The sequence below is a fragment of the Promicromonospora soli genome (assembly GCF_014653785.1).
GTDB classification, from domain to species: domain Bacteria; phylum Actinomycetota; class Actinomycetes; order Actinomycetales; family Cellulomonadaceae; genus Promicromonospora; species Promicromonospora soli.
The window spans coordinates 402,786-427,363 of record NZ_BNAS01000004.1 but is presented as its reverse complement, the minus strand read 5'-3'; the positions used below and the strand labels follow the sequence as shown (position 1 = coordinate 427,363).

The following is a 24,578-nucleotide window of genomic DNA, read 5'->3' as shown; positions in this document are numbered from 1 at the left end:
GATCCATCTGAGAGGACGCGCCATGTTGAACACGTATCAGGTCATCGCCGGAGGTCTGGCATGAGCGCGCAGAGTCCCGTCCCCGCGTGGCAGCCGCACCACGTCGCCACCGCGGGGACGGCGCCCGACGGCACGCGGATGAACACCGTGGAGCTGCTCGTCCGCGACCTCGACGCCATGACCGCGTACTACCAGCACGCGGTCACCCTCGACGTCCTCGGCCAGTCCGGCGCCACCGCAACGCTGGGCCGGGGCGGTGTGCCGATCATGGTGCTCCGCCAGGAGCGGGACCTGCCGGACTCCGACCCGCGCGGTGCCGGGCTCTACCACACCGCCATCGTCTTCGAGGACGAGCGCCGGCTGGCCGCATCGCTGGCGTCGATGGCTCAGCGCGTGCCGCAGACCTTCACCGGCAGCGCCGACCACCTGGTGAGCGAGGCGTTCTACTTCACCGATCCCGAGGGCAACGGCGTGGAGCTGTACCGCGACCGCCCCCGCGACGAGTGGACCGTTCACGCGGACGGGACGATCGCGATGGCCACCGAGTACCTCGACCCGAACCAGTTCCTGCGGCGCTGGCACGACCCCGAGGCGTCCGACTCCGGCGCCTCCGCCGCCATCGGGCACGTGCACCTGCAGGTGGGCGACATCGCGTCGGCGCGCCGGTTCTACGTCGACACGCTCGGGTTCGACGTCACGGCGCAGCTGGACTCCGCCCTGTTCATCTCGGCCGGCGGCTACCACCACCACATCGGCATGAACACCTGGCGCAGCGCGGGTGCGGCACCGCGCGCTGCGACCCTCGGCCTCGGCGACGTCCGGATCCTCGTCCCCACCCGGACCGACGTCGAAGCTCTCGCCGACCGTCTCCGGTTCCACGGCATCCCCACCGCCGACGACGGCGACACGCTGCGCTTCGCGGACCCCTGGAACACCCGGCTCGCCGTGTCCCCGGAGACGGTCTGAGGTCGGCGGGCGGCGGGCCGTCGTAGCCTGATCGCATGTCACGCGATCCCAACATCCCCGACGCGTTCGACGTCTACACGATCGTGGTCCTGCGGCGGCCGGCGGATGCGCCGGAGATGTCGGACGAGGAGCTCGACGTGCTCCAGGCGCGCCACCTCGCCTACCGCGCCGAGCTGGGCCGGCAGGGTGCCCTCGTCGCGAACGGGCCGTTCGACCGGCAGAGCGACCCGTCCTACCGCGGGATGTCGATCTTCGCCTGCGACCCAGTTGAGGCCGCGCGGCTTTCGGACGGCGACCCGTCCGTCATGGCGGGCCGGCTCGTCTACGACGTGATGGAGTGGTGGGTCGGCGCCGGCTCGCTCGCCTTCCCGCGCACCGACCGCCCGGTGGGCGATCGCCGCTCGATGCCCGACGACTGACGCGGCGACCCAATATGCAAGCGGCGATCTTCTCGGTGCGAGCACAACCGCGACGCCGGTGCCGTACCGCGATCACGGCCCGGGTGCCGTCCTCAGGCTGAGAGGAGCACCCAGGCCGTGTTCGCGGCGTGTGACCTCAGGCGGAGAGACAGTCCTCGATGGCCTCCCCGAGCAGTGATTCCAGCAGGACGAAGTCGGCGTCCGTCAGGTAGTTGAACGGGGGGACGTCCTTGCCCTGGTGCGCGGCGCCGCCACCGACGACCGCCCTGGTGTGGATCAGGGGCTCCTCGGTGAGCCCCTTGGCGGTCATGAAGTCGGCGACGACGCCGTCGACCACAAAGGTGCACTGGGGCAGCCCGAGCTCCTCGGCGACCACCATCTCGCCGAGGTTGCTGAGCGGCTGCCATGGCGTGCCGCCCTGGCTGAGGTGAGCGTACGCGGCGTCGTTCCAGTCCTCCTTGTAACAGTGGAATGCCGACGCCGTGCCGGCAACAGCGATGGTCAGTGCTGCCGTGCCGGCGAGCGTGGCGAGAAGGCGCCCGGTGGAGCGTGCGATTCTGGACATCTTGGTCCTCTCTGGGGGTGGCCGAAAACCGTCGGCCAGAGGGGCCCCGCAGGGGTGCGGCCGGATGGCCCGGCCGCAGCGCGAGGCTGAGGTGTCAGGCGACCGGGGACGACGTCGTCCCCGGCCGTCCGGACCGCCGCGGACTACGTCTGCGGTGAGCGGCTGAGCGCCGATATCGGCGCCCCTTTTGGATCGTGTGCTCACAGCGCGCGGCTGTCCACCGGGGAACGGGTGACTTCGCGGGTGGAGTCGGCGGCGCTCGCGGCCAATGCCGCGATGAAGCCGCCGACGAAGGAGTCGCCGAGCCCGATCGTGGTCGGTGTCGGCGTCGTCAGGACGAGGGCGGGCCGGCAGGCGAGCCGGGCGCCGAACCGGCGCTCGAGCTCGTGCGCAAAGGCGACGCCGCGCTCGGGGACATCCATCGCGGCGGTGCGAGCGTAGTCCTGGGCTGTCTGGCCGTCGCCCACGAGGTAGCGCGTGCTCGCCATGAGGATGCCGCCGCGGACCGCTTCGGCGAACTCCTGGGCGCGCTCGCCCAGGGCCAGGGCCCAGTGCTTCGTGTGGATGACGAGGCAGCGTGCCGGGATGAGAGCCGCGATGTCGCGCAGGGCCTGCTCGACGGCGTCCGCGTCGAGGAGATCGAACCGGCGCCCGAGGTAGGCGAACAGCTCGTCCTCGTTGAGCGAGTACACGGCGACGGCGGGGGCCATCGCTTCGCGCGCGCGGAGGCTGAACGCCGGCTCGTGGTAGCCGGCGTCCTCGAAGATCGAGACTCCGCCGGCCGGGACGGCGCCGAGGAGTCGCTCGATGTGGCGCAGGCGGTCCTCGAGCAGGGCCGGGTCCTGGATCGTGTTGAACCCCGACACCAGGAACACCCGGCTGTCCGGCACGATCGCATCGAGCTCGTCGCTCAGCACGAGCTCGCGGTTGGGCCGGTCGTTGACGTAGATCAGGCGGTTCGGGTGCTCGGTGACGATCTCGATGTCACCAACACGGATCGCCGCGCCCGCCGGGTACTGCACGATCAGGTGCGGGTCGGTCGAGTCCTCGTCGGCGCTGCACACGTACGAGACGCCGTCGGGCAGCAGCCGGCGCACGTGATCGTCGATGCTGACCAGGTGCACGAGCGAGTCGACGCCGAGCGAGCGCATCGCGATCGCGGCCCGCACGCACGTGCCGCCCAGGGTCACACGGGTGTCGAACCGGGCGGCGAACGCGTCGAGGATCTCGGGACTCCCGACGAAGCGCTCGCCGCCGACGCCGTCCTTCAGGTATCCGAGGATCGAGACGACGAGGCTCCGCTCGTCGACCACGGGGATCGCGGCATCGAGCTCGGATGCCACGATCCCGTGGTGCGACGCGAACGATGCGATCACCCCGGCGTCCCAGGCGAGCTCGTAGTCGACGGTCCCGCCGAGTCCCAGCACGATAGAGGCGCTCATGTACGGCTCTCTCAGTAGAGGGTGGCCTTGCCCGCGGCCTCGAACAGGTGGATCTTCTGGGCTGCGGTGGCCTTCAGCGCGATGATCGGCTCGGGCTGGATCGCGTTGGGCTCACGCAGCTTGCGGTCGGTACCGAGGATCTCGCGCATGCGCTCGTGGTAGGCCACCTTGATGTCGCTCGAGATGTTGATCTTGTTGATGCCGAGCTTGACGGCGCGGCCGATCTCGTCGTCGGGGTTCGACGAACCGCCGTGCAGCACCAGGGGGATGCCGACGATGTCCTTGATCTCGCGCAGCAGGTCGAGCTTGAGCTCGGGGCTCTTCTCCGCCGGGTAGAGGCCGTGCGACGTGCCGATGGCGATGGCGAGGCTGTCGACGCCGGTCTCCTGCACGAAGCGCAGGGCGTCGGCCGGGTCGGTGTAGGTGATCTCGGCAGCGCCGGCCTCGCCGTAGCTGTCGTTGGCGCCGATCGTGCCGAGCTCACCCTCGACCGAGACGCCTACCGTGTGGGCGGTGTCGACGACCTTCTTCGTGATCGCCACGTTCTCCTCGAACGGCAGCAGCGACGCGTCGATCATGACCGAGGTGAAGCCGGCCTGGATCGCGGTGAGCATCTGCTCGTACGTGCTGCCGTGGTCCCAGTGGATGACGACGGGCACCGACGAGCGGTGCGCGCGCGAACGGATGGCCTGGATCAGGTCCGTCGTCACGTGGCTCACCTCGTCGGGGTGGATCGCGATGATGACGGGAGCCTGGAGCTCCTCGCTGACGTCCATGATTCCGGTGAACATGGCCCAGTCGCTGATGTTGAACGCCGGAACCGCGAAGCTGTTCGCGTTGGCGACATCGAGCAGGGCCTTACCGTTGATGAGCACTCTCTGTTCTCCGATTTTTCTAGGGGTTGGTCGAGTCGCTGGTCAGCTCTTCACTGATCCGCTGGTGAGGCCGCTGATGAAATAGCGCTGGAAGAAGAGGAAGAGGACGAGCACGGGAATCGACCCGAGGATGCTCATCGCCATGATCTCGTTCCACTCGTACGAGTGCTGGCCCATGAGCAGCTGGATGCCGATCGGGACCGTGCGCATGTCCTGCGTACGGGTCAGCGTGAGCGCGAAGAGGTACTCGTTCCACGCGATCATGAACGTGTAGACGCCGACGGAGACGATCCCGGGCACCGAGACCGGCACGAGTACGCGCCAGAGGGCCGTCAACGACCCCGCACCGTCCATGCGGACGGCCTCGTCGAGCTCTTTGGGGATCGTGTTGAGGTAGCCGGTCATCATGATGATCGCGTACGGCAGTGTGAACACCATGTACGTGAGGATCAGGCCGGGATACGTGTTGTACAGGCCGAGCGCGACCATGAGGCCGAAGTACGGGATCAGCAGCGTGATCGGTGGGACCGCCTGCACGCTGACGATCACCATGTTGATCGGCCTCTTGCCGGGGAAGTCGAACCGGCTGAACGCGTAGGCCGCGTGGATCGCCACCAGCAGAGTGAGCACGGTGACCGAGAACGACACCACGTAGCTGTTGATGAAGAAGCGCACCTTCTCGGGATCGCTGAAGATCGCGATGTACGCGTCGAACGAGAAGCTGTCGGTGATCAGGCGCGGCGGGAACTCGAAGATCTCGGTGTTCGACTTGAACGAGCTCGCGAGCATCCACAGCACGGGTGCCGCGGCGAAGACCGCCCCGAGGACGAGGCCGATGACAACCCCGACCCGCAGGCGCGACCGCCGGCGCTCGATCTCGGACCTGGGCCGGGATGCGGTGTGCACGGTCGTGGTGATGGTTCTGGTATCGGACATGGTCAGTCCCTCGCCCTCTGGTGACGGACGTAGAAGAACGCGAGCACCATCGACATGACCAGCACCAGGACGGCGCTCGTGGAGGCGAGCGCGAACTCGTAGCGGCTGAACGCGAGCTTGTACGTGTAGGTGCTGAGCATCTCGGTCACGTTGACGGGTCCTCCGCCGGTCGTCATCCAGATCAGCGCGAACTGCTGCGAGGTCCAGATGAGATCGAGCAGCGTCAGGCTGATGATGATCGGCCTGAGCTGGGGGATCGTCACGTTCCAGAACCGCTGCCAGCCGTTGGCGCCGTCGACCGTCGCGGCCTCGTGCAGCTGGGCGGGAACACCCTGGAGGCCCGCGAGGAGGCTGACCATGAAGAACGGATAGCCGGCCCAGATGTTGATGAACGTGACCGTGCCGAGCGCAAGGGCCGGCGAGGCCAGCCATTCGACATCGGTGTTCAGCAGAAAGTTGACGACGCCGTTGGGGGCGAGCAGCATCCGCCACAGCACGGCGATCACGGCAGCCGTGAACAGCCACGGAAGGATGTACAGGGCCCGGAAGATCGCGCGGGCGACGTTGCCGATGAGCGGGCTGTTGAGCAGCATCGCGAAGCCGAGGCCGATCACGAGGTGCGCGACGACGCTGACGATCGTGAAGAAGAGGGTGTTGCCGGTCGCGGTCAGGAACACGCTGTCGGTGAGGACCGTGACGAAGTTGTCGATGCCGACGAGCTGCGGGTTCTTGTTCAGGATCACGTTGTCCATGAACGAGTAGCCGACGACGAGGACGACCGGGATGATCATCAGCACGAACATCAGGGCGAGTGTCGGTGCAAGGAACCCGAACGGCTCGGCGGACCTGCGGAACGACCTGCGCTTGCGCGGCTGCTGGGGGGTCGCTGCCGGCGGGGCGGGCGCGACGATCACTTCTTGCATTGCTCGTTGCTCCTCCTGTGGGGTGCCGTGCCGCGATCGGGGACCGCGGCACGGCAGGGAATCGCTGGAGACCTAGAACTCGGCTTCCCACGCAGCCTGGGTCTTGTCCAGCATTTCCTCCACGGTCTGGCCGCCGTCCAGGGTGACCTGGAGCTGCTCGCCGAAGAGGCGCATCAGCTGCTCGGCGACGGGAAGGCCCGTGAACTCGTTGGCGGGGTAGCCCGCCTGGTAGATCTCGAACGCCTTGGCGTAGAGCTCGTCGTCGGCCACGAAGTCCGGCGTCGAGTTCTTGTTGCCCGGGAACGCGTTGGCGATCGAGGACAGCTCCGAGTTGGTCTCCTGGCTCATCAGGAACTCGACCAGCTTGAAGGCCTCCTCCGGGTGCTCCGAGCTCTCGGCGACGCCGATACCCCAGGACGCGTAGGGGATGCCGCGCTCGCCCTCGTAGCCGTCCTCGGCAGGGACCGCCGAGATCGAGAACTCGAGGTCCGGGTTGGCCTCGCGGATGAGGTTGATGTGCGCGAGCGAGTCGATCATCATGCCGACGCGACCGTTCGTGAACTCCTCGACCTTGTCCTGCTCCTTCATCGTGAAGGAGCCCGACGCGATGACTCCGTCGTCCCACAGGCCCTGGACATACTCGACCGCTGACGTGACGTCGTCGTTCGTGACGTCGGGCTGGCCGTCCGTGAGCATCGTGCCGCCCGAGGCCCAGACCCACGACATGACGTCGTTCTGGATGCCGTTGGGCGTCTCGAGCGAGAGCGGGAGGGTCCAGCCGGTCGTGTTGTCGCCGAGGGCGGTGACCGCCGCGGCGGCGTCCGCGAACTCGGTACGGTTCGTCGGCGGGGCGTCCACGCCGGCGTCCGCCAGGAGAGTGTCGTTCGTGAACATCGGGTAGACGAAGTTGACGACCGGGATCATGTAGGTGGAGCCCTCGACCTGGACCTGGCTGGCCAGCTCGCTGTCGTCGTACCCGACCTCGCCCATGAGCGTGGTCAGGTCCGCGATGACACCCTGGGACGCGAAGTCGCTGACCCAGGCTCCATCGAGGCCGACGACGTCGGGCATCGTGCCCGAGGCGGCGCCCGCGAAGAGCTGCTCCTTGGTGGCGGCGTAGGGCCCGCTGATGAGCTCGACCTTGATGCCGGGGTTCTGCGCCTCGAACTCGTCCATGAGGGCGCGGAACTCACCGTCCGGCAGCTCCGGCTCCCACCACTGGGCGAACTCGATCGTGACGTCGCCGCCCGAGTCGCCGCCGTCGCCTCCGCCTGCGCCACATCCAGCGATTACGAGTAGTCCGAACGTGGCGGCCGTGGCGCCGGCGAGCTGGGCGATGCGCCGCCGGACTTGAGCTTCGTTGCTCATTTCACTCCTCAGTCTGATCTCGTGCAGTTTTACGCTGTCCTGTGCGCGTTACTGCAACTTTTGGCGACAGTAGCCGCATCGAGGCGCAGAGGTCAAGAGTCGTGGCGCTTCAGTATTTGTGGGGGTCTAGGGGTTGGACAGGGCTGCTGGGCCGCTCCCGGCGTGCCGTTTCATGCGGTCGAGTTCGCGCGAGGATGCCGTCATATGCTAGAAATTTCTGCATGACGACCAGCGAAGACGCAGGAGAGCGGGCACGTCACCTGCCCGCGGGGCGGCGCGCCGCCCTCGTCGACTACGTCGGCCAGCAGGGCCAGGTCACTGTCGCGCAGCTCGCCGAGCGCTTCGACGTGTCGATCGATACCGTGCGCCGCGACCTCGACCAGCTCGACGCCGAGGGCCAGCTGATCCGTACGCACGGCGGCGCGGTGAGCGCGTCGTCGATGGCGCCGAACGACAGCGGTCTCGATGTGCGCCTGCGCATGCAGGTCGAGGAGAAGGAGGCGATCGCGCGCCGCGCGGTGGAGATCGTCTCGAACGGGTCGGTCGTGATGCTCAACGGCGGCACCACCAACCTGGCGGTCGCCCGTAATCTGCGCAACCACCGCGACCTGACGATCGCCACGAACAACCTTCGACTCCCGGCGGAGATCCCGGCGAAGGTGTACCGCGACCTGTACGTGTTCGGTGGCTCGGTGCGCTCGATCACGCAGACGACGACCGGTCCCGTGAGCTTTCAGGTCGTCGAGAACGGCGAGCAGATCGCCGTGCAGGCCGATCTCGCCCTCATCGCCGTGGGCGCTGTCTCGACCACGGGTTTCTCGACCAGCAACCTAGGCGACGCCGCAATGATGGCGGCCATGATGGACCACGCGAGCAAGGTCGCCGTCCTCGCCGACTCGACCAAGCTCGGACGCCGCCTGTTCGCCAAGGTCGCAGAGCTGGCTCGCGCCGACTACTTCATCTGCGAGACCCGGCCGTCGGCCGACATCGCCACCGCGCTCGAGGCCGGCGGGGTGGAGATCCTCACGCCCTGACGCGGCAGCGAGCACGAGCCCCCGGTGGGTCCGAGGACAGCCTGGGGAGCTCTGTACCGCAGCGCGTGTACCGCGATCGCTGTACGCAAGATGCCACGCCAGGTGGACGTGGCGACTGGGGGCCACCGGTGAGAGTTGGGCCCATGACCACGTCCCAGCCCGTGCCCGCATCAGCGGGCGGTATCCCAGGTGCAGCAGCGAGCTCTGCTTCCGTGAACGCACTCCAGATCCCCGACCTGACCGGCCGCACCGCGGTGGTCACCGGGGCGAACAGCGGCATCGGCCTCCCGACGGCCCGGGCGCTGGGCCGTGCCGGCGCGCATGTCGTGCTCGCCGTGCGCGATCTCGACAAGGGAAAGGCCGCCGCAACTACGGTCCCGGGCAGTCACGAGGTCCGTCGTCTCGACCTCGCCCACCTGGCGTCAGTGCGTGAGTTCGCGGCGTCCTGGGACGGCGACCTGGACCTGCTGATCAACAACGCGGGCGTGATGATGGCACCGGAGGGACGCACCAAGGACGGGTTCGAGACGCACTTCGGCACGAACCACCTCGGCCACTTCGCGCTCACCAACCTGCTGCTGCCGCACATCACCGACCGGGTCGTGACGGTCTCCGCCGCCGCGCACCGGTGGGTCAAGGGAATCGACTTCGACAACCTCTACCTCGCCGGCGAATACAACCCCCGGCGGGCATACGGTCAGTCCAAGCTGGCAAACCTGCTCTTCACCCTTGAGCTTCAGCGGCGGCTCAGTGACGTTGGATCACGGGTGCGTTCGCTCGCGGCGCACCCCGGACTGGCGGTGTCGAACCTCGGCCCCAGGTCCGGCCTTGGAGCCCAGCTCGGCCGGATGCTCTTCAAGATCGTCGCGCAGGATACGGAGGCCGGCGCCCAGCCGACTCTCCTGGCCGCGACCCAGGACGTTCCCGGTGCCAGCTACGCCGGACCGGACGGGCACTCCGGGATGCGAGGTGCCCCCGCACTGGTCGGGCGGACGGCGGCCGCGAGCGACCCAGCGGCGGCCAAGCGCCTGTGGGCACAGTCCGCGGAGCTGACCGGCACCGACTTCTCGGGAGTACCACTGTGATCTGACCGGCCGACCAGTCGGTAGAGCGACGTAAGTCCGTCAAGGAAAGAGGAAACTGAGGGCCTGACGTGCCAACGCCGCAGGCTCCTGACCTTCGACATGCAGACGAAGGTTGCTCGGCAAGTGCGGCAGGTGGTGAGAGTAAGCCTCGTGATCGGCGCGAAGGAAGGCCGGGTCCTTGCTGACCCCGCGCCCGTGATCTGCCCTCGCTCGTGCGAGAGAGGCGTCGAAGTCGGCGGTCAACACGATGTGGAACACATCGGTGCCCTCGGGCACCTGGTCAAGCACTTGTTGCACCTCGGTCGGGTTCGACGTGCCTTCGTCGACCACGATGTCGATGCCCGTCGCCAACCAGGCGCCGACCGTTTGCGCATGGATCTCATGAGCCCACGCCCAGTCCGGAAGCGTCGGCAAAGCCATCTCTGCGACGGTGTCCAGGTCGGTAAGTGCGACCGAGAAGCCATCCAGCCGCAACAGCCGGGTCAGCTCGTCAGCCAGAGTGCTCTTCCCCGACGCGATCGGACCGCTGATCATCACCAGCCGCGGACGCGCGCGGCCCCGGTCCTTGTCGATCACATCGGGATTGTCTCAGGTGAGGGCCGCGGCGAGAAGGCGGTCCAGCGCCGCGTGGGCCTGCTTCGATGCTGCCGGTCTGTCCGCCTGCTGCGCGATCCAGAGCGCGGCCTCGTTCATGGCGCCGGAGAGCTGGGCGGTCAGCGCATCGAGCAGATCGTCGGCGACGCCGGCTTCCCGGAGTGCCTCGCGCAGGTGCCGGCCCGAGTTCGCCTCGTCGAGCCGGCGCCACTCCTGCCACCCGACGGCGGCCGGGGCGTCCACGAGCAGTACGCGCACCGCGGTGCCCGCGGTGATGGCATCGAGGAAGGCGTGGGAACCTGCGCGCAGCTGCTCGCGAGCGTCCGGTCCCGCACGGTCGGCGGCTGCGACCACGGCGTCGGCGACCTGTGACTGGAGTCTGGCCGCAACCGCGAGGAACAGTCCGGCCTTGTTCCGGTAGTGGTGGTAGACCGCGCCGCGTGTGACCTGGGCGGCCTGGGCGACGTCGTCGAGCGAGACCTCGGCGAAGCCGCGCGCGGCGAACAGCTCGGTCGCCGAGACGAGCACCTGGTGGGCGGTATGGGCGGCAGCGGCCGCGGAGGCACGAGGCACGGCACTTCCTTTTACGTACGGCGCGTATGTATTCTGACTCTCGTTACATTCACAGTGTACGTAAAGGAGCGCCCGATGTCCGTCACCAGCTGCTACCCGGTCCTCATGGCGCAGGACGTCGCCGCAGCGGCGTCGTTCTACCGCGACGCGCTCGGGTTCGAGACCACGTACGAGTCCGACTGGTACGTCAGCCTGCGCCTCGGTGCGTTCGAGCTGGCGGTGGTCGCCCACGACCACCCCACGGTCCCGGAGGGATACCGTGCGCTCCCGCGCGGCGTGATCGTGAACCTCGAGGTCGATGACGTCGACGCTGCCCACGCCCGCCTGACCGGGCACGTCGGCCTGGCACCGGTCCTGGCGCTCCGCGACGAGGACTTCGGGCAGCGGCACTTCATCGTCCCGGCGCCGGACGGCGTCCTGCTCGACGTCATCCAGCCGATCCCGCCCGCTGCAGAGTACGCGCAGGCCTACGCGGCTTCGTGACCTGGCCGGGTCAGCCACCACCCGGGCCGAACGGACAAGAGAGGCTCCGCCCCGGGCCACAACCCGAGGCGGAGCCTCACCACGCCCTTGACAGGACGGCACTACATATCAGCGCTGCAGGGTCAGCACACCCGGCCGATAGGGCAGCGTGCCGTACTCCCCGCCGTCAGTGTTGGGGTCGCGCCCCTGGTAGAGGAACTGCAGGTTGCAGGGGTCGATGGTCTTGGTCTGGTCGGGGTTGGTCCGAAGCAGATCGCCGTGGCTGATGTCCCTGGTCCAGGTGGCGCCGCTGTTGGCACTGCCGGCGAACGGGTTGTTCACCGTGTCGGCCCCGGCCTGCGGTGTCCACGTGCCGCCGAGGCTGGTGGCCGTGAACGAGCGGAAGTAGCGACCAAACCCTGTGTAGTTCTGGGCCTCGACGATCATGAGGTACTGGTTCTGACCCTGGACCTTGTAGACCTCGACCGCCTCGAACAGGTTGAGCGGCGTGTCGCGCAAGACCTCCGTGTACGACGTACCGAAGCTGCCCGGGAAGTTCCCGATGGGCATGCTGGCCCGGTAGACACTACCTTCGTCGTCGACGAAGAACATGTACATGTTCGTGTCGTCGCCGATGAGGGTCACGTCAAGCCCGCCCCGGGATCTCCCGTCGTCCGTGGGGGGAAGGTTCGCGGTGAAGAGCTCCTGCTGCGCGGACCAGCCGTTGGGGTTGGTGGGGTCGCTCGAGGTGCGGTAGGAGAATGTGCCTTGCCCGCCCCCGTTGTAGGCGAGCACCCAGATGTTCTTCGGGGCGAAGTAGAACAGCGTCGGCGCGATGCCACCGAAGGGAATCGTGTTCTGGGTGGCGGTGGCCATGTCGGACCAGTTCGTGAAGGGGCTGAAGGACATCAGGCCCCAGTTGCCGTCGGGATAGGGACGCGAGCCGTGCGTCGTGGCGTAGACGACCTTCTGGCCGTTGTGGACGACGGCGGTGAGGTCCTTGAGCGATGCCCACCCCGCCTTCGGCTGCGCCAGCGGGGCGGTCGATGTCCAGCGGTACGTCGACGGAAGGGTGCAGTTGGCGCTGCCGCCGTCGACGCGGACGAGCTGCCACTGCTGGTTGCTGCCGCCCCAGTCGCTGAACTGCACGACGCCTGCGCCGTCGTTGGTCGCCGCGTTCTGGACCTCGACCGCCTTGTTGCTGTTGCGGTTGATCAACCGGACGTAGCCGTTGTCGGAGTCGGCCAGCCGGAACTGCTGGTTGGCGCCGCCGGTGTCGGTCCACTGGTGGATGGCCGCGCCGTCGGCCGTCGACCAGCTGGACACGTCGATGACCTTGCCCGAGTGCCGGGCCTTGAGCTTGTAGTAGCCGCCGCCGGCGTCCACGAACTGGAACTGCTGGTTGTTGGCGTTGGTGCGGGTCCACTGGTGGAGCAGGGCTCCGTCGGCGGTGGACACGCCGCTGACGTCAAGGGCCTTGCCGCTGTTGCGGTTCAGCAGCACATACCAGGCGGTGGGGTCGACCGTGGCGGCTGCGGCCGTCTCGGTGACCGCGAAGATGCCGCCTCCGGCCACCAGTGCCGCCACGGTGGCGGCGACGAACCGCTTCAACCACCGAGGTCGCCGCGACGGCGGCGCGATCGATTGAGTACTGGAAAGGGCAGACATTGATCCTCCTTGATCAAGAAACGGACGGCCCACCCGGAGTGGGCGCACCGCAAAGCGAGGGAACTGTTCGACGAAGACAACCCGACTTCCGCAACGCAACTGCGTGATCCGGGCGGGCTCGGCCTTGCACCGAGCCCGCCCGCTACATCCCCACGCGATCGTGATCGCAGCAACCTGCGACAACGCTCACCCGACTCGGCGCGGGCTGTTGCCGGCGCACGTCAGGAACGGTCCTGGGTCACGCCACTAGCGCTGCAGGGTCAGCACGCCCGGCCGGTAGGGCAGGAGGCCGTACTCCATGCCGTCAGAGCTGGGGTCGCGCCCCTGGTAGAGGAACTGCAGGTTGCAGGGGTCGATGGTCTTGGTCTGGTCGGGGTTGGTGCGAACCAGGTCGCCGTGGCTGATGTCGGCGGTCCAGGTGACACCAGTGTTGGCCTTGCCGGCGAACGGGCTGCTCTCGGTGTCGGCCCCGGCCTGCGGCGTCCATGTACCGTCGAGGCTGGTGGCCGTGAACGAGCGGAAGTAGCGACCCCCGTTGCCCTGCGCCTCGACGATCATGAGGTACTGGTTCTGACCCTGGACCTTGTAGACCTCCGGCGCCTCGAACAGGTTGAGCACCGTGTCGCTCATGATCTTGGTGTAGTTCGAGCCGAAGCTGCCCGGGAAGTTCCCGATGGGCATGCTGGCCCGGTAGATGTTGCCGGCGTCGTCGGCGAAGAACAGGTACATGTTCTTGTCGTCAGCGATGAGGGTCTGGTCGATGGGAGCCCCGTCGGCGGGAGTCCCATCGGCCTTGGGGGGAAGGGTTCCTGTGAAGAGCTCCTGGTGCGGGCCCCAGCTGTTGGGGTCGCTGGGGTTGGTCGAGGTGCGGTAGGAGAAGGTGTATGGCCAGCCCCACTGGTAGGCGAGCACCCAGATGTTCTTCGGGGCGAAGTAGAACAGCGTCGGCGCAATAGCGGAGAAGCTCGTCATCTGGGTCTGGCCGGCCGAGGCCATGTCGGACCAGTTCGTGAAGGGGCTGAAGACCATCGAGCCCCACTTGCCTTCGCGGCCTGCTACCGCGTCGTGCGTCGACCCGTAGACGAGGTACTGGCCGTTGTGGCGGACTGCGGTGAAGTCCTTGAGCGCGACCGACCCGTTCCTCGGCTGCGCCAGGGGGCCGGTCGATGTCCAGCGGTACGTCGACGGAAGGGTGCAGTTGGCGCTGCCGCCGTCGACGCGGACGAGCTGCCACTGCTGGTTGCTGCCGCCCCAGTCGCTGAACTGCACGACGGCGCCGCCGTCGTTGGTCGCCGCGTTCTGGACCTCGACCGCCTTGTTGCTGTTGCGGTTGATCAGGCGCACGTAGCCATTGTCGGAGTCGGCCAGACGGAACTGCTGGTTGGCGCCGCCGGTGTCGGTCCACTGGTGGATGGCCGCGCCGTCGGCTGTCGACCAGCTGGACACGTCGATGACCTTGCCCGAGTGCCGGGCCTTGAGCTTGTAGTAGCCGCCGCCGGCGTCCACGAACTGGAACTGCTGGTTGTTGGCGTTGGTGCGGGTCCACTGGTGGAGCAGGGCTCCGTCGGCGGTGGACACGCCGCTGACGTCAAGGGCCTTGCCGCTGTTGCGGTTCAGCAGCACGTACCAGGCGGTGGGGTCGACCGTGGCGGCTGCGGCCGTCTCGGTGACCGCGAAGATGCCGCCTCCGGCCACCAGTGCCGCCACGGTGGCGGCGAGGAACCGCTTCAACCAGCGAGGTCGCCGCGATGGCGGCGCGATCGATTGAGTACTGGAAAGGGCAGACATTGATCCTCCTTGATCAAGAGCGGCTCACCCGAACAGGGCGCGCACCGCGAAGCATGCCCGGGCTCATGCGGTACAAATGTGAGCGCTAACACCCAAAAGGGGCGCAGCACACCTCATCCAAGTTCCGACGAAGCCAGCCGCCCGGTAAGTCAGACATCGTCGGCTAGCCCAGATTGTGAGCGCTAACACGCCTGTCAGTCAAGGCGGTCCGGTCGACGGTGCGTGTGGGCGCGTTTGACCTGGTCGGGCACCTGATATTCACCCGATCGTGACCGCTGCGGTGTTGACCGCGTAGGCACAATCCGGGACGGTTCTCTCTCAGCACACTCGTTCGGATAGCGCGCGCCCCGCACGTGTCACGGCGTGGGTGCGCGTACGTCATCGTCAGCATCCTGTTCGAAGGAGAACCCCCTAGTGCGACGCCTGTTCCCATTGACGGCTGCGACCATGGCCGCGGCCCTGGTCCTGGCCGCGTGCGGCACCTCTTCCAGCGGTGGTTCTGAGGGGGCCGCCGCCGGCGGTGAGCTCACCCCGGTCACGGTGGGCGTCATCCCGATCGTGGATGTAGCTCCGATCTACCTGGGTGTCCAGACGGGAATCTTCGAGGACCACGGGCTGGACGTCACGCTCGAGCTCGCCGAGGGCGGGGCAGCGATCGTGCCTGCCGTGGTCAGCGGCGAGTACCAGTTCGGGTTCAGCAACGTGACGTCCCTCCTGGTCGCGTCGTCCGAGGGTCTGCCGCTCAAGGTGGTGGCGCCCGGCGACTTCTCCACGGGGAAGCCGGGTAAGGACTTCAGTGCCGTGGTCGCTCCGGCCGACTCCGACATCACGAGCGCGGCCGACCTGGCCGGCAAGACCGTTGCCGTCAACTCGCTCAAGAACATCGGCGACACCACGATCCGTAACGTCGTCGATGCCGCCGGTGGTGACCCGCAGGCGGTGGCGTTCGTCGAGATGGGCTTCCCCGACATGCCGGCCGCTGTCGCCGCGGGCCAGGTCGACGCCGCGTGGGTCGTGGAGCCGCACCTGACCCGGGCGGTGGACAAGGGCGCAAAGATCGTCAGCTCCAACTTCGTCGCGACCGACCCTGACCTGCTCATCGCGGCCTACTTCACCTCCGACGAGGTGATCGCACAGGACCCGGAGACAGTGGACGCGTTCACGGAGGCGATCCAGGAGTCCCTGAGGTATGCCACCGAGCACCCCGACGAGACGCGGGCCGTTCTGGACACCTACACCGAGATCGACCCGGTCGTGAGGTCGGTCATGTTCATGCCCCGTTTCGCTCCCGATCTCGACACGGCGTACCTCCAGGTGGTGGCCGACCTCGGTCTGAAGTACGGCATGTTCGACAAGCCCGTGGATGTGACCCGGCTCCTGCCATGAGGCGAGGCATCCGCGAGTGATGAGATCGGCGGCGGGCGGTCGGTGCGCAAGGTGCGCACCGACCGCCCGTTCTGCGTGCCAGAGCCGCGTTGGCGTGGCCAGACAGGGTTGACCGCGGTAGCCGGTTCTGGGAGTGTTCTCTGTGAGCACACTCGTTCGGATGCCGCACAATCGGCTGTCGCGCGGGTGCACCAAACCTCACCGCAAGCACCACGTTCGAACACCCTTCGAAGGAGAACCCCAGTGCGACGTATGTTCCCTCTCGCGGTTGCCGGCACGGCTGCGGCCCTGGTCCTGGCCGCGTGCGGCGGCCCTTCCGACGCCGCGGAGAGCTCGCCGGATGACGCCGGGCTCACCGCCGTCAAGGTCGGCGTCATCCCGATCGTCGACGTCGCCCCGATCTACCTCGGTGTCCAGGAAGGGTTCTTCGAGGAAGAGGGGCTCGACGTCACGCTGGAGCTTGCCCAGGGCGGGGCCGCGATCGTGCCGGCCGTCGTCAGCGGCGAATACCAGTTCGGCTTCAGCAACAACACGTCCCTGTTGGTCGCGTCTTCGGAGGGCCTGCCGCTCAAGGCTGTCGCGGCGGGCAACTTCACCACCGGCACGCCGGGCGAGGACTTCGGCGCCGTGGTCGCCCCGGAAGACTCCGACATCGAGGACGCGGCCGACCTGGCCGGCAAGACCGTCGCGGTCAACACCCTCAACAACATCGGCGACACCACGATCCGCAAGGTCGTCGACGAGGCCGGCGGCGACCCGGCCGCAGTGGAGTTCGTCGAGATGGGCTTCCCGGACATGCCCGCGGCCGTCGCCGGGGGCCAGGTCGACGCCGCGTGGATCGTGGAGCCGTTCCTCACCATGGCGCTGCAGCAGGGCGCGAAGGTGGTGGCGTCGAACTTCGCCGAGACCGACCCCGAGCTGATGATCGCGTCGTACTTCACGTCCGAACAGGAGATCGCGGAGAACCCGGAGACCGTCGAGGCGTTCACGGCGGCCATGGACAAGTCCCTCACCTACGCCGAGGAGCACCCGGACGAGACCCGCGCGGTCCTGGACACCTACACCGAGATCGACCCGGCGGTGAAGGACGCGATGGTCATGCCCCGCTTCGCACCCGGCCTGGAAGCGTCGTCGTTCCAGGTGCTGGCTGACCTCGGCCTGGAGTACGGCACGTTCGACGAGCCCGTCGACGTGGGCCAGCTCCTGCCGTGAGCCGAGCCGTGAACCGGGTATCCGGTCGTCGCACCCCCGCCTGGGCCCTCGGCCTTGCGGGGGTCGCGACCCTGCTCCTGGTGGTCGAGATCGGGCCGCGGCTGGGGATCGTGGACGCGCGGTTCCTGCCGCCGACGTCGCAGATCCTCGCCGCGCTCGCCGACCGGCTCGGCATGCCGGAGTTCTGGACCGCGCTGGGCCAGACGCTCACGACCTGGGTCACGGGCCTGGCGATCTCGCTGGTGACCGGCGTCGTGCTCGGCGTGGTCATCGGCTCGGTGCCGGTGCTGCGCGCCGTGACGGCGTCGACCATCGAGTTCCTCCGACCGGTGCCGTCGGTCGCGCTGATCCCGGTCGCGGTGCTGCTGTACGGCACGGGCATGGCCTCGACGCTGCTCCTGGTCGTGTACGCGAGCTTCTGGCAGGTGCTGGTGCAGGTGCTCTCAGGCGTGCAGGACGTCGACCCGGTCGCCTCCGACACGGCCCGGTCGTACCGCTTCTCGCCGCTGACCCGGATCCGAACCGTCGTATGGCCCACGACCCTGCCGTACGCGATGACGGGACTTCGCCTGGCCGCGAGCGTGGCGCTGATCCTCACGGTGACCGGTGAGCTGCTCATCGGGACGCCAGGGATCGGCAAGCTCCTCGGCATCGCGCAGTCCTCCGGTGCGGTCGCCTCGATGTACGCCTACGTCGTCGTCGCGGGCCTGCTCGGCGTCGCGGTCAACGTGCTGGCTCGTGTCCTGGAGAGCCGGGCCTTGTTCTGGCACCCGTCGGTCCGAGGAGAGGTGGCGGCATGAGTGACGCGGCCAAGGTCTTGCGGTCGGTGCTCCTGACGGTGGGGCTGCCCCTCGTGATCCTCGTGGCGTGGTGGGTCCTGACCGCGAACAGCACCTCGTACTTCAACCCCCCGCTGCGCACGATCGTGGGCACGTTCGGCGAGACGTGGTTCGCGGCTCCGTCCGGCGAGGGGTTCGGCGAGAGCCGGTTCGTCCACGACGTCGTGCCGAGCGTGCTGCGGCTCCTCAGCGGCTACTCCGTCGCGGTGGTCGTGGGTGTCACGCTCGGTGTCGCGATCGGGTCCTCGCGAGCCCTGCGCGCGTACGCGGAGCCCGTGCTCGAGTTCTTCCGGGCGATCCCGCCGCCCGTGATGGTGCCGATCCTGATGCTGTTCCTCGGGATCGGGACATCGATGAAGATCGTCGTGATCGCGATCGGGTGCCTCTGGCCGATCCTGCTCAACACGGTCGAGGGTGTGCGCGGGCTGGACCCCGTGCTGCGCGACACCGCCCGTGCCTACCGGCTGGGCCGGGTGGCGACCGTGCGGCACCTCGTGCTGCGCGGCGCGAGCCCGCAGATCGTGACGGGCGCCCGGCAGGCGCTGTCCGTCGGGATCATCCTGATGGTGATCAGCGAGATGTTCGCGGCCAAGGACGGCCTGGGCTTCTCGATCGTGCAGTTCCAGCGCAGCTTCGCCATCCCGGAGATGTGGAGCGGCGTCATCCTGCTCGGCGTCGTGGGCGTGCTGCTGTCCCTCGTCTTCCGGGCCGTGACGAACGCGGTCCTCGGCTGGTACCTCGGGTACCGGCAGTCCCAGCACGGAGGTGCCTGACATGTCCAGCCCGGCCAGCCCGGCGAGCACGGCCGCCGATCACGCCGTAGGCCACACCGGCGGCGCACGGCTCTCCGTGCGCAACCTGCGCAAGGTCTATACCGGTCGAGGAGAGCCCGTCGAGGCCATCGCCGACCTCACCTTCGAGATCCGTCCGGGCGAGCTCGTCTGCGTCGTCGGCCCTTCGGGCGCGGGCAAGACGACCCTGCTGCGCTGTCTGGCGGGTCTCATGCCCGCGACGGAGGGGGAGCTGGTGCTCGGCGAGTCCGCGATCACCGGCCCCCCGGAGGGCATGGCAGTGGTGCTCCAGGAGTACGGACGCTCGCTGTTCCCGTGGATGACCGTCGCCCAGAACGTCGAGCTGCCGCTGAAGGAGAAGGGCGTCACGAAGTCCCGCCGTGCCGAGCTGGTGTTTGAGACGCTCGCGGCGGTCGGCCTGGGCGACGTCGCCGGGTCCTACCCGTGGCAGCTCTCCGGCGGTATGCAGCAACGGGTGGCCATCGCGCGCGCGGCGGCCTACGAGCCGCAGGTGCTGCTCATGGACGAGCCGTTCGCGGCGGTCGACGCACAGACCCGGTTCGAACTCGAAGACCTGGTCCGCACGCTGTGGAAGCGGCTGGGGATCACCGTGGTGTTCGTGACGCACGACATCGACGAGGCGATCTACCTTGGCGAGCGGGTGCTGGTCCTGTCGGCCAGGCCTACGGTCGTGCTGGAGGACGTGGCGGTCGGGCTGGGCCCTGAGCGCGACCAGCTCGAGACGCGTGGCGACGCGGAGTTCGCCCGCCTGCGCACGCACGTGTACGAACTGGTGCAACAGGCGAAGAAGGGCGTACGCAGCCTGGCCGACGCGCACCTCACTCACCCGGCTGCCGTGGACGCCGCTGGGTCACCTGGCACGCCGGGGGGCCCGGAGGTTCCCTGAGCCGGTCCGACATGAGCTGATCCGAGGAGGTCCAGATGGCCGACGAGACGAGCGTGGACGACGACCACGTGGCAGCACGTTCACCTGAGTTCGTGCAGTCGCTGGAGCGCGGGCTGGCGGTGATCCGCGCGTTCGACAGCGAGCGACGGTCGCTCACACTGAGTGACGTTGCCCGGGAGACGTCGCTCAGCCGCGCCTCGGCGCGCCGGTTCCTGCACACCCTGGTCGAGCTCGGGTACGTCGCGACCGACGGGCGCGAGTTCTCGCTACGGCCCGCCGTGCTCGACCTCGGTTACGCCTACCTCTCGAGCCTCACGCTGCCCGAGATCGCGATGGTGCACCTGAAGGAGCTCTCCGAACAGGTGGGGGAGTCGTCCTCGGTGGCGGTGCTCGACGGTGCGGACATCGTCTATGTGGCGCGTGTGGCGACGCGCCGGATCATGAGCGCGGCGATCCGGGTCGGCACCCGCTTCCCGGCGTATGCGACGTCGCTGGGGCGGGTGATCCTCGCCCACACCGAGCCGGAGGCGCTGGACGCCTACCTCGCCTCGACCGAGCTCGTCCCCCTGACGGCGCGGACGATCACCGATCCGCAGGAGCTGCGGGCCGAGCTGGCCCGGGTCCGCGAACAGGGATGGGCACTGGTGGACCAGGAGCTCGAGGACGGCCTGCGGTCGGTCGCGGCCCCGCTGCGGGACGGCGCGGGCGCGATTATCGCCGCGGTGAACGTCTCGGCGCTGGTCCGCCGCGGAGAGATACCGGAGATCCTGGAGCACCTGCTGCCTCCGCTGCTCGAGGCAAGCGCGGCCATCGAGTCCGACCTCGCCCGGATGCACTAGGCGCGGGCTGACGGCGGGCCCGGCCCGAGGTAACGACGACACGTAGGGGAGTGACTTGATGCGAGAGGCCTTTGTCTTCGACGCCGTCCGGACGCCGTTCGGGCGGTACGGAGGGGCGCTCGCCCACGTCCGGCCGGACGACCTGGCCGCGTTCGTGGTCGGCGAGCAGGTGCGGCGCGCGTCCGGGCTGGACCCCGCCCTGGTCGACGACGTGATCCTCGGCAACGCCAACGGCGCGGGCGAGGAGAACCGGGACGTGGCGCGCATGGCCGCGCTGCTCGCGGGTCTGCCGGTCACGGTGCCGGGCACCACGGTGAACCGGCTGTGCGGCTCGTCGCTCGAGGCCGCGGTACAGGCGGCCCGCGCGGTCGAGACGGGCGACGCCGACGTCGTCGTCGCGGGCGGCGTCGAGTCGATGAGCCGTGCGCCGTGGGTGCTGCCCAAGACCGAGCGCCCGTACCCGGCCGGAGACCTGAGCCTCTCCTCGACCACGCTCGGCTGGCGGCTGGTCAACCCGCGGATGCGCGCGGACTGGACGGTCTCGCTCGGGGAGGCGACCGAGCGGCTGCGCGAGAAGTACGGCATCACACGGGAGCGGCAGGACGAGTACGCGCTGCGCAGCCACAGGCTGGCCCACGCCGCCTGGGAGGCGGGGCACTACGACGGTCTGGTGACGCCCTACCCCGGCGATGTGTCCGGCAAGGCGGCCGGCAAGGAGCTGGCCCGGGACGAGCCGATCCGCCCCGACACATCGATGGAGCGGCTGGCGTCCCTGGCGCCGTCGTTCCGGCCGGCGAGCGACGGCCCCGGTGGTGGCACCGTCACCGCGGGCAGCGCCTCGCCGCTCACGGACGGCGCCTCGGCGGCGCTGATCGGGTCCGAGCGGGCGGCCGCGCTGACCGGTCTCGACCCACTGGCGCGCGTCGCCGGGCGCGCGGCGGTAGCGAACGAGCCGCAGTACTTCGGGTACGCGCCGGTCGAGGCCGTCGAACGCGCCCTGGAGCGCTCGGGAATCACCTGGGACGACGTCGTCGCCGTGGAGATCAACGAAGCATTCGCCGCGCAGACCCTGGCCTGCACCGACGCCTGGGGTGTCGACATGGACATCGTCAACGCCTGGGGCGGCGCGATCGCCGTCGGGCACCCGCTGGGAGCGTCGGGGACCCGCGTGCTGGGCACGCTCGCGCGGCGGCTCGTGGCCGACGGCGGGCGGTGGGGCGTGGCTGCCATCTGCATCGGCGTCGGGCAGGGCATGGCCGTAGTGCTGGAGAACGTGACGAACGGGAGGCCTGGATGAGCGCGGCACGATTCGCGAAGAGCGCGCTCGAAGCGCTCGGGGACGTCGCCGACGGCGCGACGGTGATGATCGGCGGGTTCGGGCCGGCGGGGCAGCCGACCGACCTCGTGGAGGCGCTGCTGGAGCAGGGCGCCTCCGGCCTCGTGGTCGTGAGCAACAACGCGGGCAACGGAGACGACCCGCTCGCGCGGCTGATCCAGCGTGGGCGGGTGGCCAAGATGGTGTGCTCCTTCCCGCGCCAGGTGGACTCGTGGCACTTCGACGCCGCCTACCGGTCCGGGCAGGTCGAGCTCGAGCTGGTGCCCCAGGGCAACCTGGCCGAGCGGATCCGGGCCGCCGGCGCCGGGATCGGCGCGTTCTACACGCCGACCGGATTCGGCACTCCGCTGGCCGAGGGCAAGGAGCACCGGCGGATCAGCGGGGTCGACCAGGTGCTGGAGTACCCGATCCACGCGGACGTCGCCCTGGTCCGGGCCGACCGGGCCGACGGCGTCGGCAACCTCGTGTACCGGAAGACCGCGCGCAACTTCGGTCCGATCATGGTGACCGCCGCGCGGCGGGCCGTGGTGCAGGTGCGGGAGGTCGTCCCGACCGGGGCCCTCGATCCGGAGGCCGTGGTCACGCCAGGCATCTACGTGGACGCCGTCGTCGAGATCGCGGGAAGCGCCAGGGGCGCGACGGGCGCGACGGAGGAGCCGGCATGACCGCTACCGACACCTCAGGACCGCACACTTCAGGACGCCGAGCCCCGCTGACCAAGGCCGAGATCGCGGCCCGGGTCGCGGCCGACATCCCAGCCGGGTCATACGTCAACCTCGGCATCGGGCTGCCGACGCTCGTAGCGGACCACCTGGCCACAGGCCGCGGGATCACGCTGCACACGGAGAACGGGATGCTGGGCATGGGCCCGTCCCCGGAGCCGGACGACGTGGACCCCGACCTCGTCAACGCGGGGAAGATCCCGGTGACCGAGCTGCCCGGCGCGTCCTACTTCCACCAGGCCGACTCGTTCGCCATGATGCGCGGCGGTCACATCGACGTCTGCGTGCTGGGCGCGTTCCAGGTCTCGACCTCGGGCGACCTGGCGAACTGGTCCACGGGAGCGCCCGACGCCGTTCCCGCCGTCGGCGGGGCCATGGACCTCGCGATCGGGGCCCGGCGCACCGTGGTGATGATGACCCTGCTGACAAAGGACAGCCGGCCCAAGCTCGTGGAGCGCTGCACGCTGCCGCTGACCGGCGTCGGCTGCGTGTCCCGGATCTACACGGAGCTCGCAGTCATCGACGTGGGCATCGACGGCGCGCGCGTCGTCGAGCTCTTCGGCACGACCCACGGCGAGCTCGAGGACATGCTCGGCCTGAAACTCGGGAGGACTCGTTGACCACGGAACACACGCCCGTCGCGATCGTGGGCGGCGGCCCCGCGGGGCTGCTGCTCTCGCACCTGCTGCACCGCTCCGGCGTCGAGCACGTGGTGCTGGAGGCCCGCCCGCGCCAGGAGATCGAGCACACGCACCGGGCCGGGATCCTGGAGGCGAGCTCGGTGCAGACCCTCGTCGACGCGGGCCTGGACCGGGTGCTGCGCGAGGGCGACCGGCACGACGGGATCGTGCTGCGGTTCGACGGCGAGGACCACCGCATCGACCTGACGGGCCTCACCGGGCGCAGCGTGTGGCTCTACCCGCAGACCGACGTGTTCATCGACCTGGCCACCAGGCGCGAGGCCGACGGCGGCGACATCCGTTGGGGCGCCACGGTCACCCGGGTGCTCGACGGCGACAGCGACCGGCCCGGTGTGCTCTGGACCGACCAGGAGGGGGCCGCACACGAGCTGCGCTGCGACGTGCTGGTCGGGGCCGACGGCTCGCGCTCGACCCTGCGGCACACGCTGCCCGAGGCGCAGCGCCGCACCTTCTCGCACGAGTACCCGTACGCGTGGTTCGGCGTCATCGTCCAGACGCCGCGGAGCGCGCCCGAGCTCGTCTACACGACGTCCGAGCACGGGTTCGCGCTCGTCAGCCAGCGCACCGACACCCACCAGCGGCTGTACTTCCAGTGCGATCCCGACGAGGACCCGAACACGTGGAGCGAGGACCGGATCTGGGCCGAGCTGCAGCGCAGGGTCGTGGGGCCCGACGGGTTCCGGCTCACCGAGGGACCCGTGGTGGAACGGTCGGTGCTGCGCTTCCGGTCCTCCGTCGTGGAGCCCGTACGGCACGGCCGCATGCTGCTGGCCGGCGACGCCGCCCACACCGTCCCGCCCACGGGAGCCAAGGGCCTGAACCTGGCGCTCGCCGACGTCGTCGTGCTGCACGACGTGCTGGACACCTGGATCGCCAAGCGGGACGACGCTCTGCTCGACGAGTACGGGCGCCGGGTGTCCGAGCGGGTGTGGCGCGCACAGCACTTCTCCGCGTGGATGAGCAGCATGCTGCACTCCCACCCGGGCGAGACCGGGTTCGCGGCCCGACGTCGCGTCGCCGAGCTGCGCACCCTCACGTCCTCGGAGGCCGGCCGGCGCTTCCTCGCCGAGGGGTATACCGGCTGGGGCCCCGTGCTCGGGAAGCCGGCGCTCGCCGGTCTTGCGTCGTGAGCGCGGGCGTGAACGAC

At 69.0% G+C, this 24,578-nt stretch carries 25 protein-coding genes; 15 read left to right on the top strand and 10 right to left on the bottom strand.

Going from position 1 to position 24,578, the window contains the following annotated elements:
- Positions 1–60 precede the first annotated feature (60 nt).
- Together IE250_RS15085 and IE250_RS15080 are read left to right on the top strand one after the other, a co-directional pair.
- The gene (locus tag IE250_RS15085) at positions 61–966 is read left to right on the top strand and encodes a VOC family protein (RefSeq protein ID WP_189670086.1); all 906 of its coding nucleotides are present in this window, start codon (positions 61–63) and stop codon (positions 964–966) included.
- Positions 967–1,001: 35 nt separating this feature from the next.
- Entirely contained in the window at positions 1,002–1,385 is a 384-nt protein-coding gene (locus IE250_RS15080) for a YciI family protein (protein WP_189670085.1), read from the top strand.
- 136 nt (positions 1,386–1,521) lie between these two features.
- On the opposite strand, the gene IE250_RS15075 is transcribed toward IE250_RS15080, so the two are convergent.
- The 6 genes from IE250_RS15075 to IE250_RS15050 all read right to left on the bottom strand — a co-directional run bounded on the left by IE250_RS15075 (position 1,522) and on the right by IE250_RS15050 (position 7,494).
- Complete coding sequence (locus tag IE250_RS15075) at positions 1,522–1,950, bottom strand: hypothetical protein (RefSeq protein ID WP_189670084.1); 429 nt, start codon at positions 1,948–1,950, stop codon at positions 1,522–1,524.
- Positions 1,951–2,150: 200 nt separating this feature from the next.
- Complete coding sequence (locus tag IE250_RS15070) at positions 2,151–3,392, bottom strand: ADP-dependent glucokinase/phosphofructokinase (protein ID WP_189670083.1); 1,242 nt, start codon at positions 3,390–3,392, stop codon at positions 2,151–2,153.
- A gap of 11 nt (positions 3,393–3,403) precedes the next feature.
- Positions 3,404–4,267, bottom strand: coding sequence for a ketose-bisphosphate aldolase (locus tag IE250_RS15065; RefSeq protein ID WP_189670082.1), 864 nt, complete (start codon positions 4,265–4,267; stop codon positions 3,404–3,406).
- A 42-nt stretch (positions 4,268–4,309) separates the two neighbouring features.
- Positions 4,310–5,203 carry a carbohydrate ABC transporter permease gene (locus IE250_RS15060; RefSeq protein ID WP_189670081.1) on the bottom strand — a complete coding sequence of 298 codons (894 nt, stop codon included), beginning with the start codon at positions 5,201–5,203 and terminating at the stop codon, positions 4,310–4,312.
- Between the two features lie 2 nt (positions 5,204–5,205).
- Positions 5,206–6,126: a carbohydrate ABC transporter permease gene (locus IE250_RS15055; protein WP_189670080.1), complete on the bottom strand. Its 921-nt coding sequence runs from the start codon at positions 6,124–6,126 to the stop codon at positions 5,206–5,208.
- Between the two features lie 72 nt (positions 6,127–6,198).
- Complete coding sequence (locus tag IE250_RS15050) at positions 6,199–7,494, bottom strand: ABC transporter substrate-binding protein (RefSeq protein ID WP_189670079.1); 1,296 nt, start codon at positions 7,492–7,494, stop codon at positions 6,199–6,201.
- A gap of 221 nt (positions 7,495–7,715) precedes the next feature.
- Between IE250_RS15050 and IE250_RS15045 the strand changes: the two genes are divergently transcribed.
- Together IE250_RS15045 and IE250_RS15040 are read left to right on the top strand one after the other, a co-directional pair.
- Positions 7,716–8,528 carry a DeoR/GlpR family DNA-binding transcription regulator gene (locus IE250_RS15045; protein ID WP_189670078.1) on the top strand — a complete coding sequence of 271 codons (813 nt, stop codon included), beginning with the start codon at positions 7,716–7,718 and terminating at the stop codon, positions 8,526–8,528.
- Positions 8,529–8,671: 143 nt separating this feature from the next.
- Positions 8,672–9,613, top strand: coding sequence for an oxidoreductase (locus IE250_RS15040; protein ID WP_189670077.1), 942 nt, complete (start codon positions 8,672–8,674; stop codon positions 9,611–9,613).
- Between the two features lie 39 nt (positions 9,614–9,652).
- On the opposite strand, the gene IE250_RS15035 is transcribed toward IE250_RS15040, so the two are convergent.
- On the bottom strand, positions 9,653–10,189 hold the full coding sequence (locus tag IE250_RS15035; RefSeq protein ID WP_189670076.1) for an AAA family ATPase: 537 nt from the start codon (positions 10,187–10,189) through the stop codon (positions 9,653–9,655).
- A gap of 12 nt (positions 10,190–10,201) precedes the next feature.
- Positions 10,202–10,780, bottom strand: coding sequence for a TetR/AcrR family transcriptional regulator (locus tag IE250_RS15030; RefSeq protein WP_189670075.1), 579 nt, complete (start codon positions 10,778–10,780; stop codon positions 10,202–10,204).
- Positions 10,781–10,855: 75 nt separating this feature from the next.
- Between IE250_RS15030 and IE250_RS15025 the strand changes: the two genes are divergently transcribed.
- On the top strand, positions 10,856–11,263 hold the full coding sequence (locus IE250_RS15025; RefSeq protein WP_189670074.1) for a VOC family protein: 408 nt from the start codon (positions 10,856–10,858) through the stop codon (positions 11,261–11,263).
- Between the two features lie 108 nt (positions 11,264–11,371).
- On the opposite strand, the gene IE250_RS15020 is transcribed toward IE250_RS15025, so the two are convergent.
- Positions 11,372–12,853: a non-reducing end alpha-L-arabinofuranosidase family hydrolase gene (locus IE250_RS15020; protein ID WP_229872477.1), complete on the bottom strand. Its 1,482-nt coding sequence runs from the start codon at positions 12,851–12,853 to the stop codon at positions 11,372–11,374.
- A gap of 303 nt (positions 12,854–13,156) precedes the next feature.
- Positions 13,157–14,641: a non-reducing end alpha-L-arabinofuranosidase family hydrolase gene (locus tag IE250_RS15015; protein WP_229872476.1), complete on the bottom strand. Its 1,485-nt coding sequence runs from the start codon at positions 14,639–14,641 to the stop codon at positions 13,157–13,159.
- 504 nt (positions 14,642–15,145) lie between these two features.
- On the opposite strand from IE250_RS15015, the gene IE250_RS15010 reads away from it, so the two are divergent.
- The 10 genes from IE250_RS15010 (at position 15,146) to IE250_RS14965 (ending at position 24,561) form a co-directional block, all read left to right on the top strand.
- Positions 15,146–16,084, top strand: coding sequence for an ABC transporter substrate-binding protein (locus IE250_RS15010; protein WP_189670071.1), 939 nt, complete (start codon positions 15,146–15,148; stop codon positions 16,082–16,084).
- Positions 16,085–16,336: 252 nt separating this feature from the next.
- Complete coding sequence (locus tag IE250_RS15005; protein ID WP_189670320.1) at positions 16,337–17,296, top strand: ABC transporter substrate-binding protein; 960 nt, start codon at positions 16,337–16,339, stop codon at positions 17,294–17,296.
- Positions 17,293–18,096 (top strand): ABC transporter permease, encoded by an 804-nt coding sequence (locus IE250_RS15000; RefSeq protein WP_189670070.1) that lies wholly within the window; start codon positions 17,293–17,295, stop codon positions 18,094–18,096. Before IE250_RS15005 ends, IE250_RS15000 begins: the two co-directional genes overlap by 4 nt.
- Positions 18,093–18,908, top strand: coding sequence for an ABC transporter permease (locus IE250_RS14995; RefSeq protein WP_189670069.1), 816 nt, complete (start codon positions 18,093–18,095; stop codon positions 18,906–18,908). Before IE250_RS15000 ends, IE250_RS14995 begins: the two co-directional genes overlap by 4 nt.
- Before the next feature lies 1 nt (position 18,909).
- Positions 18,910–19,833, top strand: coding sequence for an ABC transporter ATP-binding protein (locus IE250_RS14990; protein WP_189670068.1), 924 nt, complete (start codon positions 18,910–18,912; stop codon positions 19,831–19,833).
- A gap of 35 nt (positions 19,834–19,868) precedes the next feature.
- The gene (locus IE250_RS14985) at positions 19,869–20,672 is read left to right on the top strand and encodes an IclR family transcriptional regulator domain-containing protein (RefSeq protein WP_189670067.1); all 804 of its coding nucleotides are present in this window, start codon (positions 19,869–19,871) and stop codon (positions 20,670–20,672) included.
- A gap of 58 nt (positions 20,673–20,730) precedes the next feature.
- Complete coding sequence (locus IE250_RS14980; RefSeq protein WP_189670066.1) at positions 20,731–21,969, top strand: thiolase family protein; 1,239 nt, start codon at positions 20,731–20,733, stop codon at positions 21,967–21,969.
- Complete coding sequence (locus IE250_RS14975) at positions 21,966–22,673, top strand: 3-oxoacid CoA-transferase subunit A (RefSeq protein ID WP_189670065.1); 708 nt, start codon at positions 21,966–21,968, stop codon at positions 22,671–22,673. Before IE250_RS14980 ends, IE250_RS14975 begins: the two co-directional genes overlap by 4 nt.
- On the top strand, positions 22,670–23,350 hold the full coding sequence (locus tag IE250_RS14970; protein ID WP_189670064.1) for a 3-oxoacid CoA-transferase subunit B: 681 nt from the start codon (positions 22,670–22,672) through the stop codon (positions 23,348–23,350). Before IE250_RS14975 ends, IE250_RS14970 begins: the two co-directional genes overlap by 4 nt.
- The gene (locus tag IE250_RS14965) at positions 23,347–24,561 is read left to right on the top strand and encodes a 4-hydroxybenzoate 3-monooxygenase (RefSeq protein ID WP_189670063.1); all 1,215 of its coding nucleotides are present in this window, start codon (positions 23,347–23,349) and stop codon (positions 24,559–24,561) included. Before IE250_RS14970 ends, IE250_RS14965 begins: the two co-directional genes overlap by 4 nt.
- Positions 24,562–24,578: the final 17 nt, after the last annotated feature.

Bases quoted from the DNA above. Each gene is read 5' to 3' on its own strand.
- IE250_RS14970 (WP_189670064.1), top strand. From the start codon at position 22,670: ATGACCGCTACCGACACCTCAGGACCGCACACTTCAGGACGCCGAGCC.
- IE250_RS14975 (WP_189670065.1), top strand. From the start codon at position 21,966: ATGAGCGCGGCACGATTCGCGAAGAGCGCGCTCGAAGCGCTCGGGGAC.
- IE250_RS15010 (WP_189670071.1), top strand. From the start codon at position 15,146: ATGGCCGCGGCCCTGGTCCTGGCCGCGTGCGGCACCTCTTCCAGCGGT.
- IE250_RS15070 (WP_189670083.1), bottom strand. From the start codon at position 3,392: ATGAGCGCCTCTATCGTGCTGGGACTCGGCGGGACCGTCGACTACGAG.
- IE250_RS14995 (WP_189670069.1), top strand. From the start codon at position 18,093: ATGAGTGACGCGGCCAAGGTCTTGCGGTCGGTGCTCCTGACGGTGGGG.
- IE250_RS15040 (WP_189670077.1), top strand. From the start codon at position 8,672: ATGACCACGTCCCAGCCCGTGCCCGCATCAGCGGGCGGTATCCCAGGT.
- IE250_RS15050 (WP_189670079.1), bottom strand. From the start codon at position 7,494: ATGAGCAACGAAGCTCAAGTCCGGCGGCGCATCGCCCAGCTCGCCGGC.
- IE250_RS14985 (WP_189670067.1), top strand. From the start codon at position 19,869: ATGGCCGACGAGACGAGCGTGGACGACGACCACGTGGCAGCACGTTCA.
- IE250_RS15080 (WP_189670085.1), top strand. From the start codon at position 1,002: ATGTCACGCGATCCCAACATCCCCGACGCGTTCGACGTCTACACGATC.
- IE250_RS15025 (WP_189670074.1), top strand. From the start codon at position 10,856: ATGTCCGTCACCAGCTGCTACCCGGTCCTCATGGCGCAGGACGTCGCC.
- IE250_RS15075 (WP_189670084.1), bottom strand. From the start codon at position 1,950: ATGTCCAGAATCGCACGCTCCACCGGGCGCCTTCTCGCCACGCTCGCC.
- IE250_RS15055 (WP_189670080.1), bottom strand. From the start codon at position 6,126: ATGCAAGAAGTGATCGTCGCGCCCGCCCCGCCGGCAGCGACCCCCCAG.
- IE250_RS15045 (WP_189670078.1), top strand. From the start codon at position 7,716: ATGACGACCAGCGAAGACGCAGGAGAGCGGGCACGTCACCTGCCCGCG.
- IE250_RS15060 (WP_189670081.1), bottom strand. From the start codon at position 5,203: ATGTCCGATACCAGAACCATCACCACGACCGTGCACACCGCATCCCGG.
- IE250_RS14990 (WP_189670068.1), top strand. From the start codon at position 18,910: ATGTCCAGCCCGGCCAGCCCGGCGAGCACGGCCGCCGATCACGCCGTA.
- IE250_RS15005 (WP_189670320.1), top strand. From the start codon at position 16,337: ATGTTCCCTCTCGCGGTTGCCGGCACGGCTGCGGCCCTGGTCCTGGCC.
- IE250_RS15085 (WP_189670086.1), top strand. From the start codon at position 61: ATGAGCGCGCAGAGTCCCGTCCCCGCGTGGCAGCCGCACCACGTCGCC.
- IE250_RS14980 (WP_189670066.1), top strand. From the start codon at position 20,731: ATGCGAGAGGCCTTTGTCTTCGACGCCGTCCGGACGCCGTTCGGGCGG.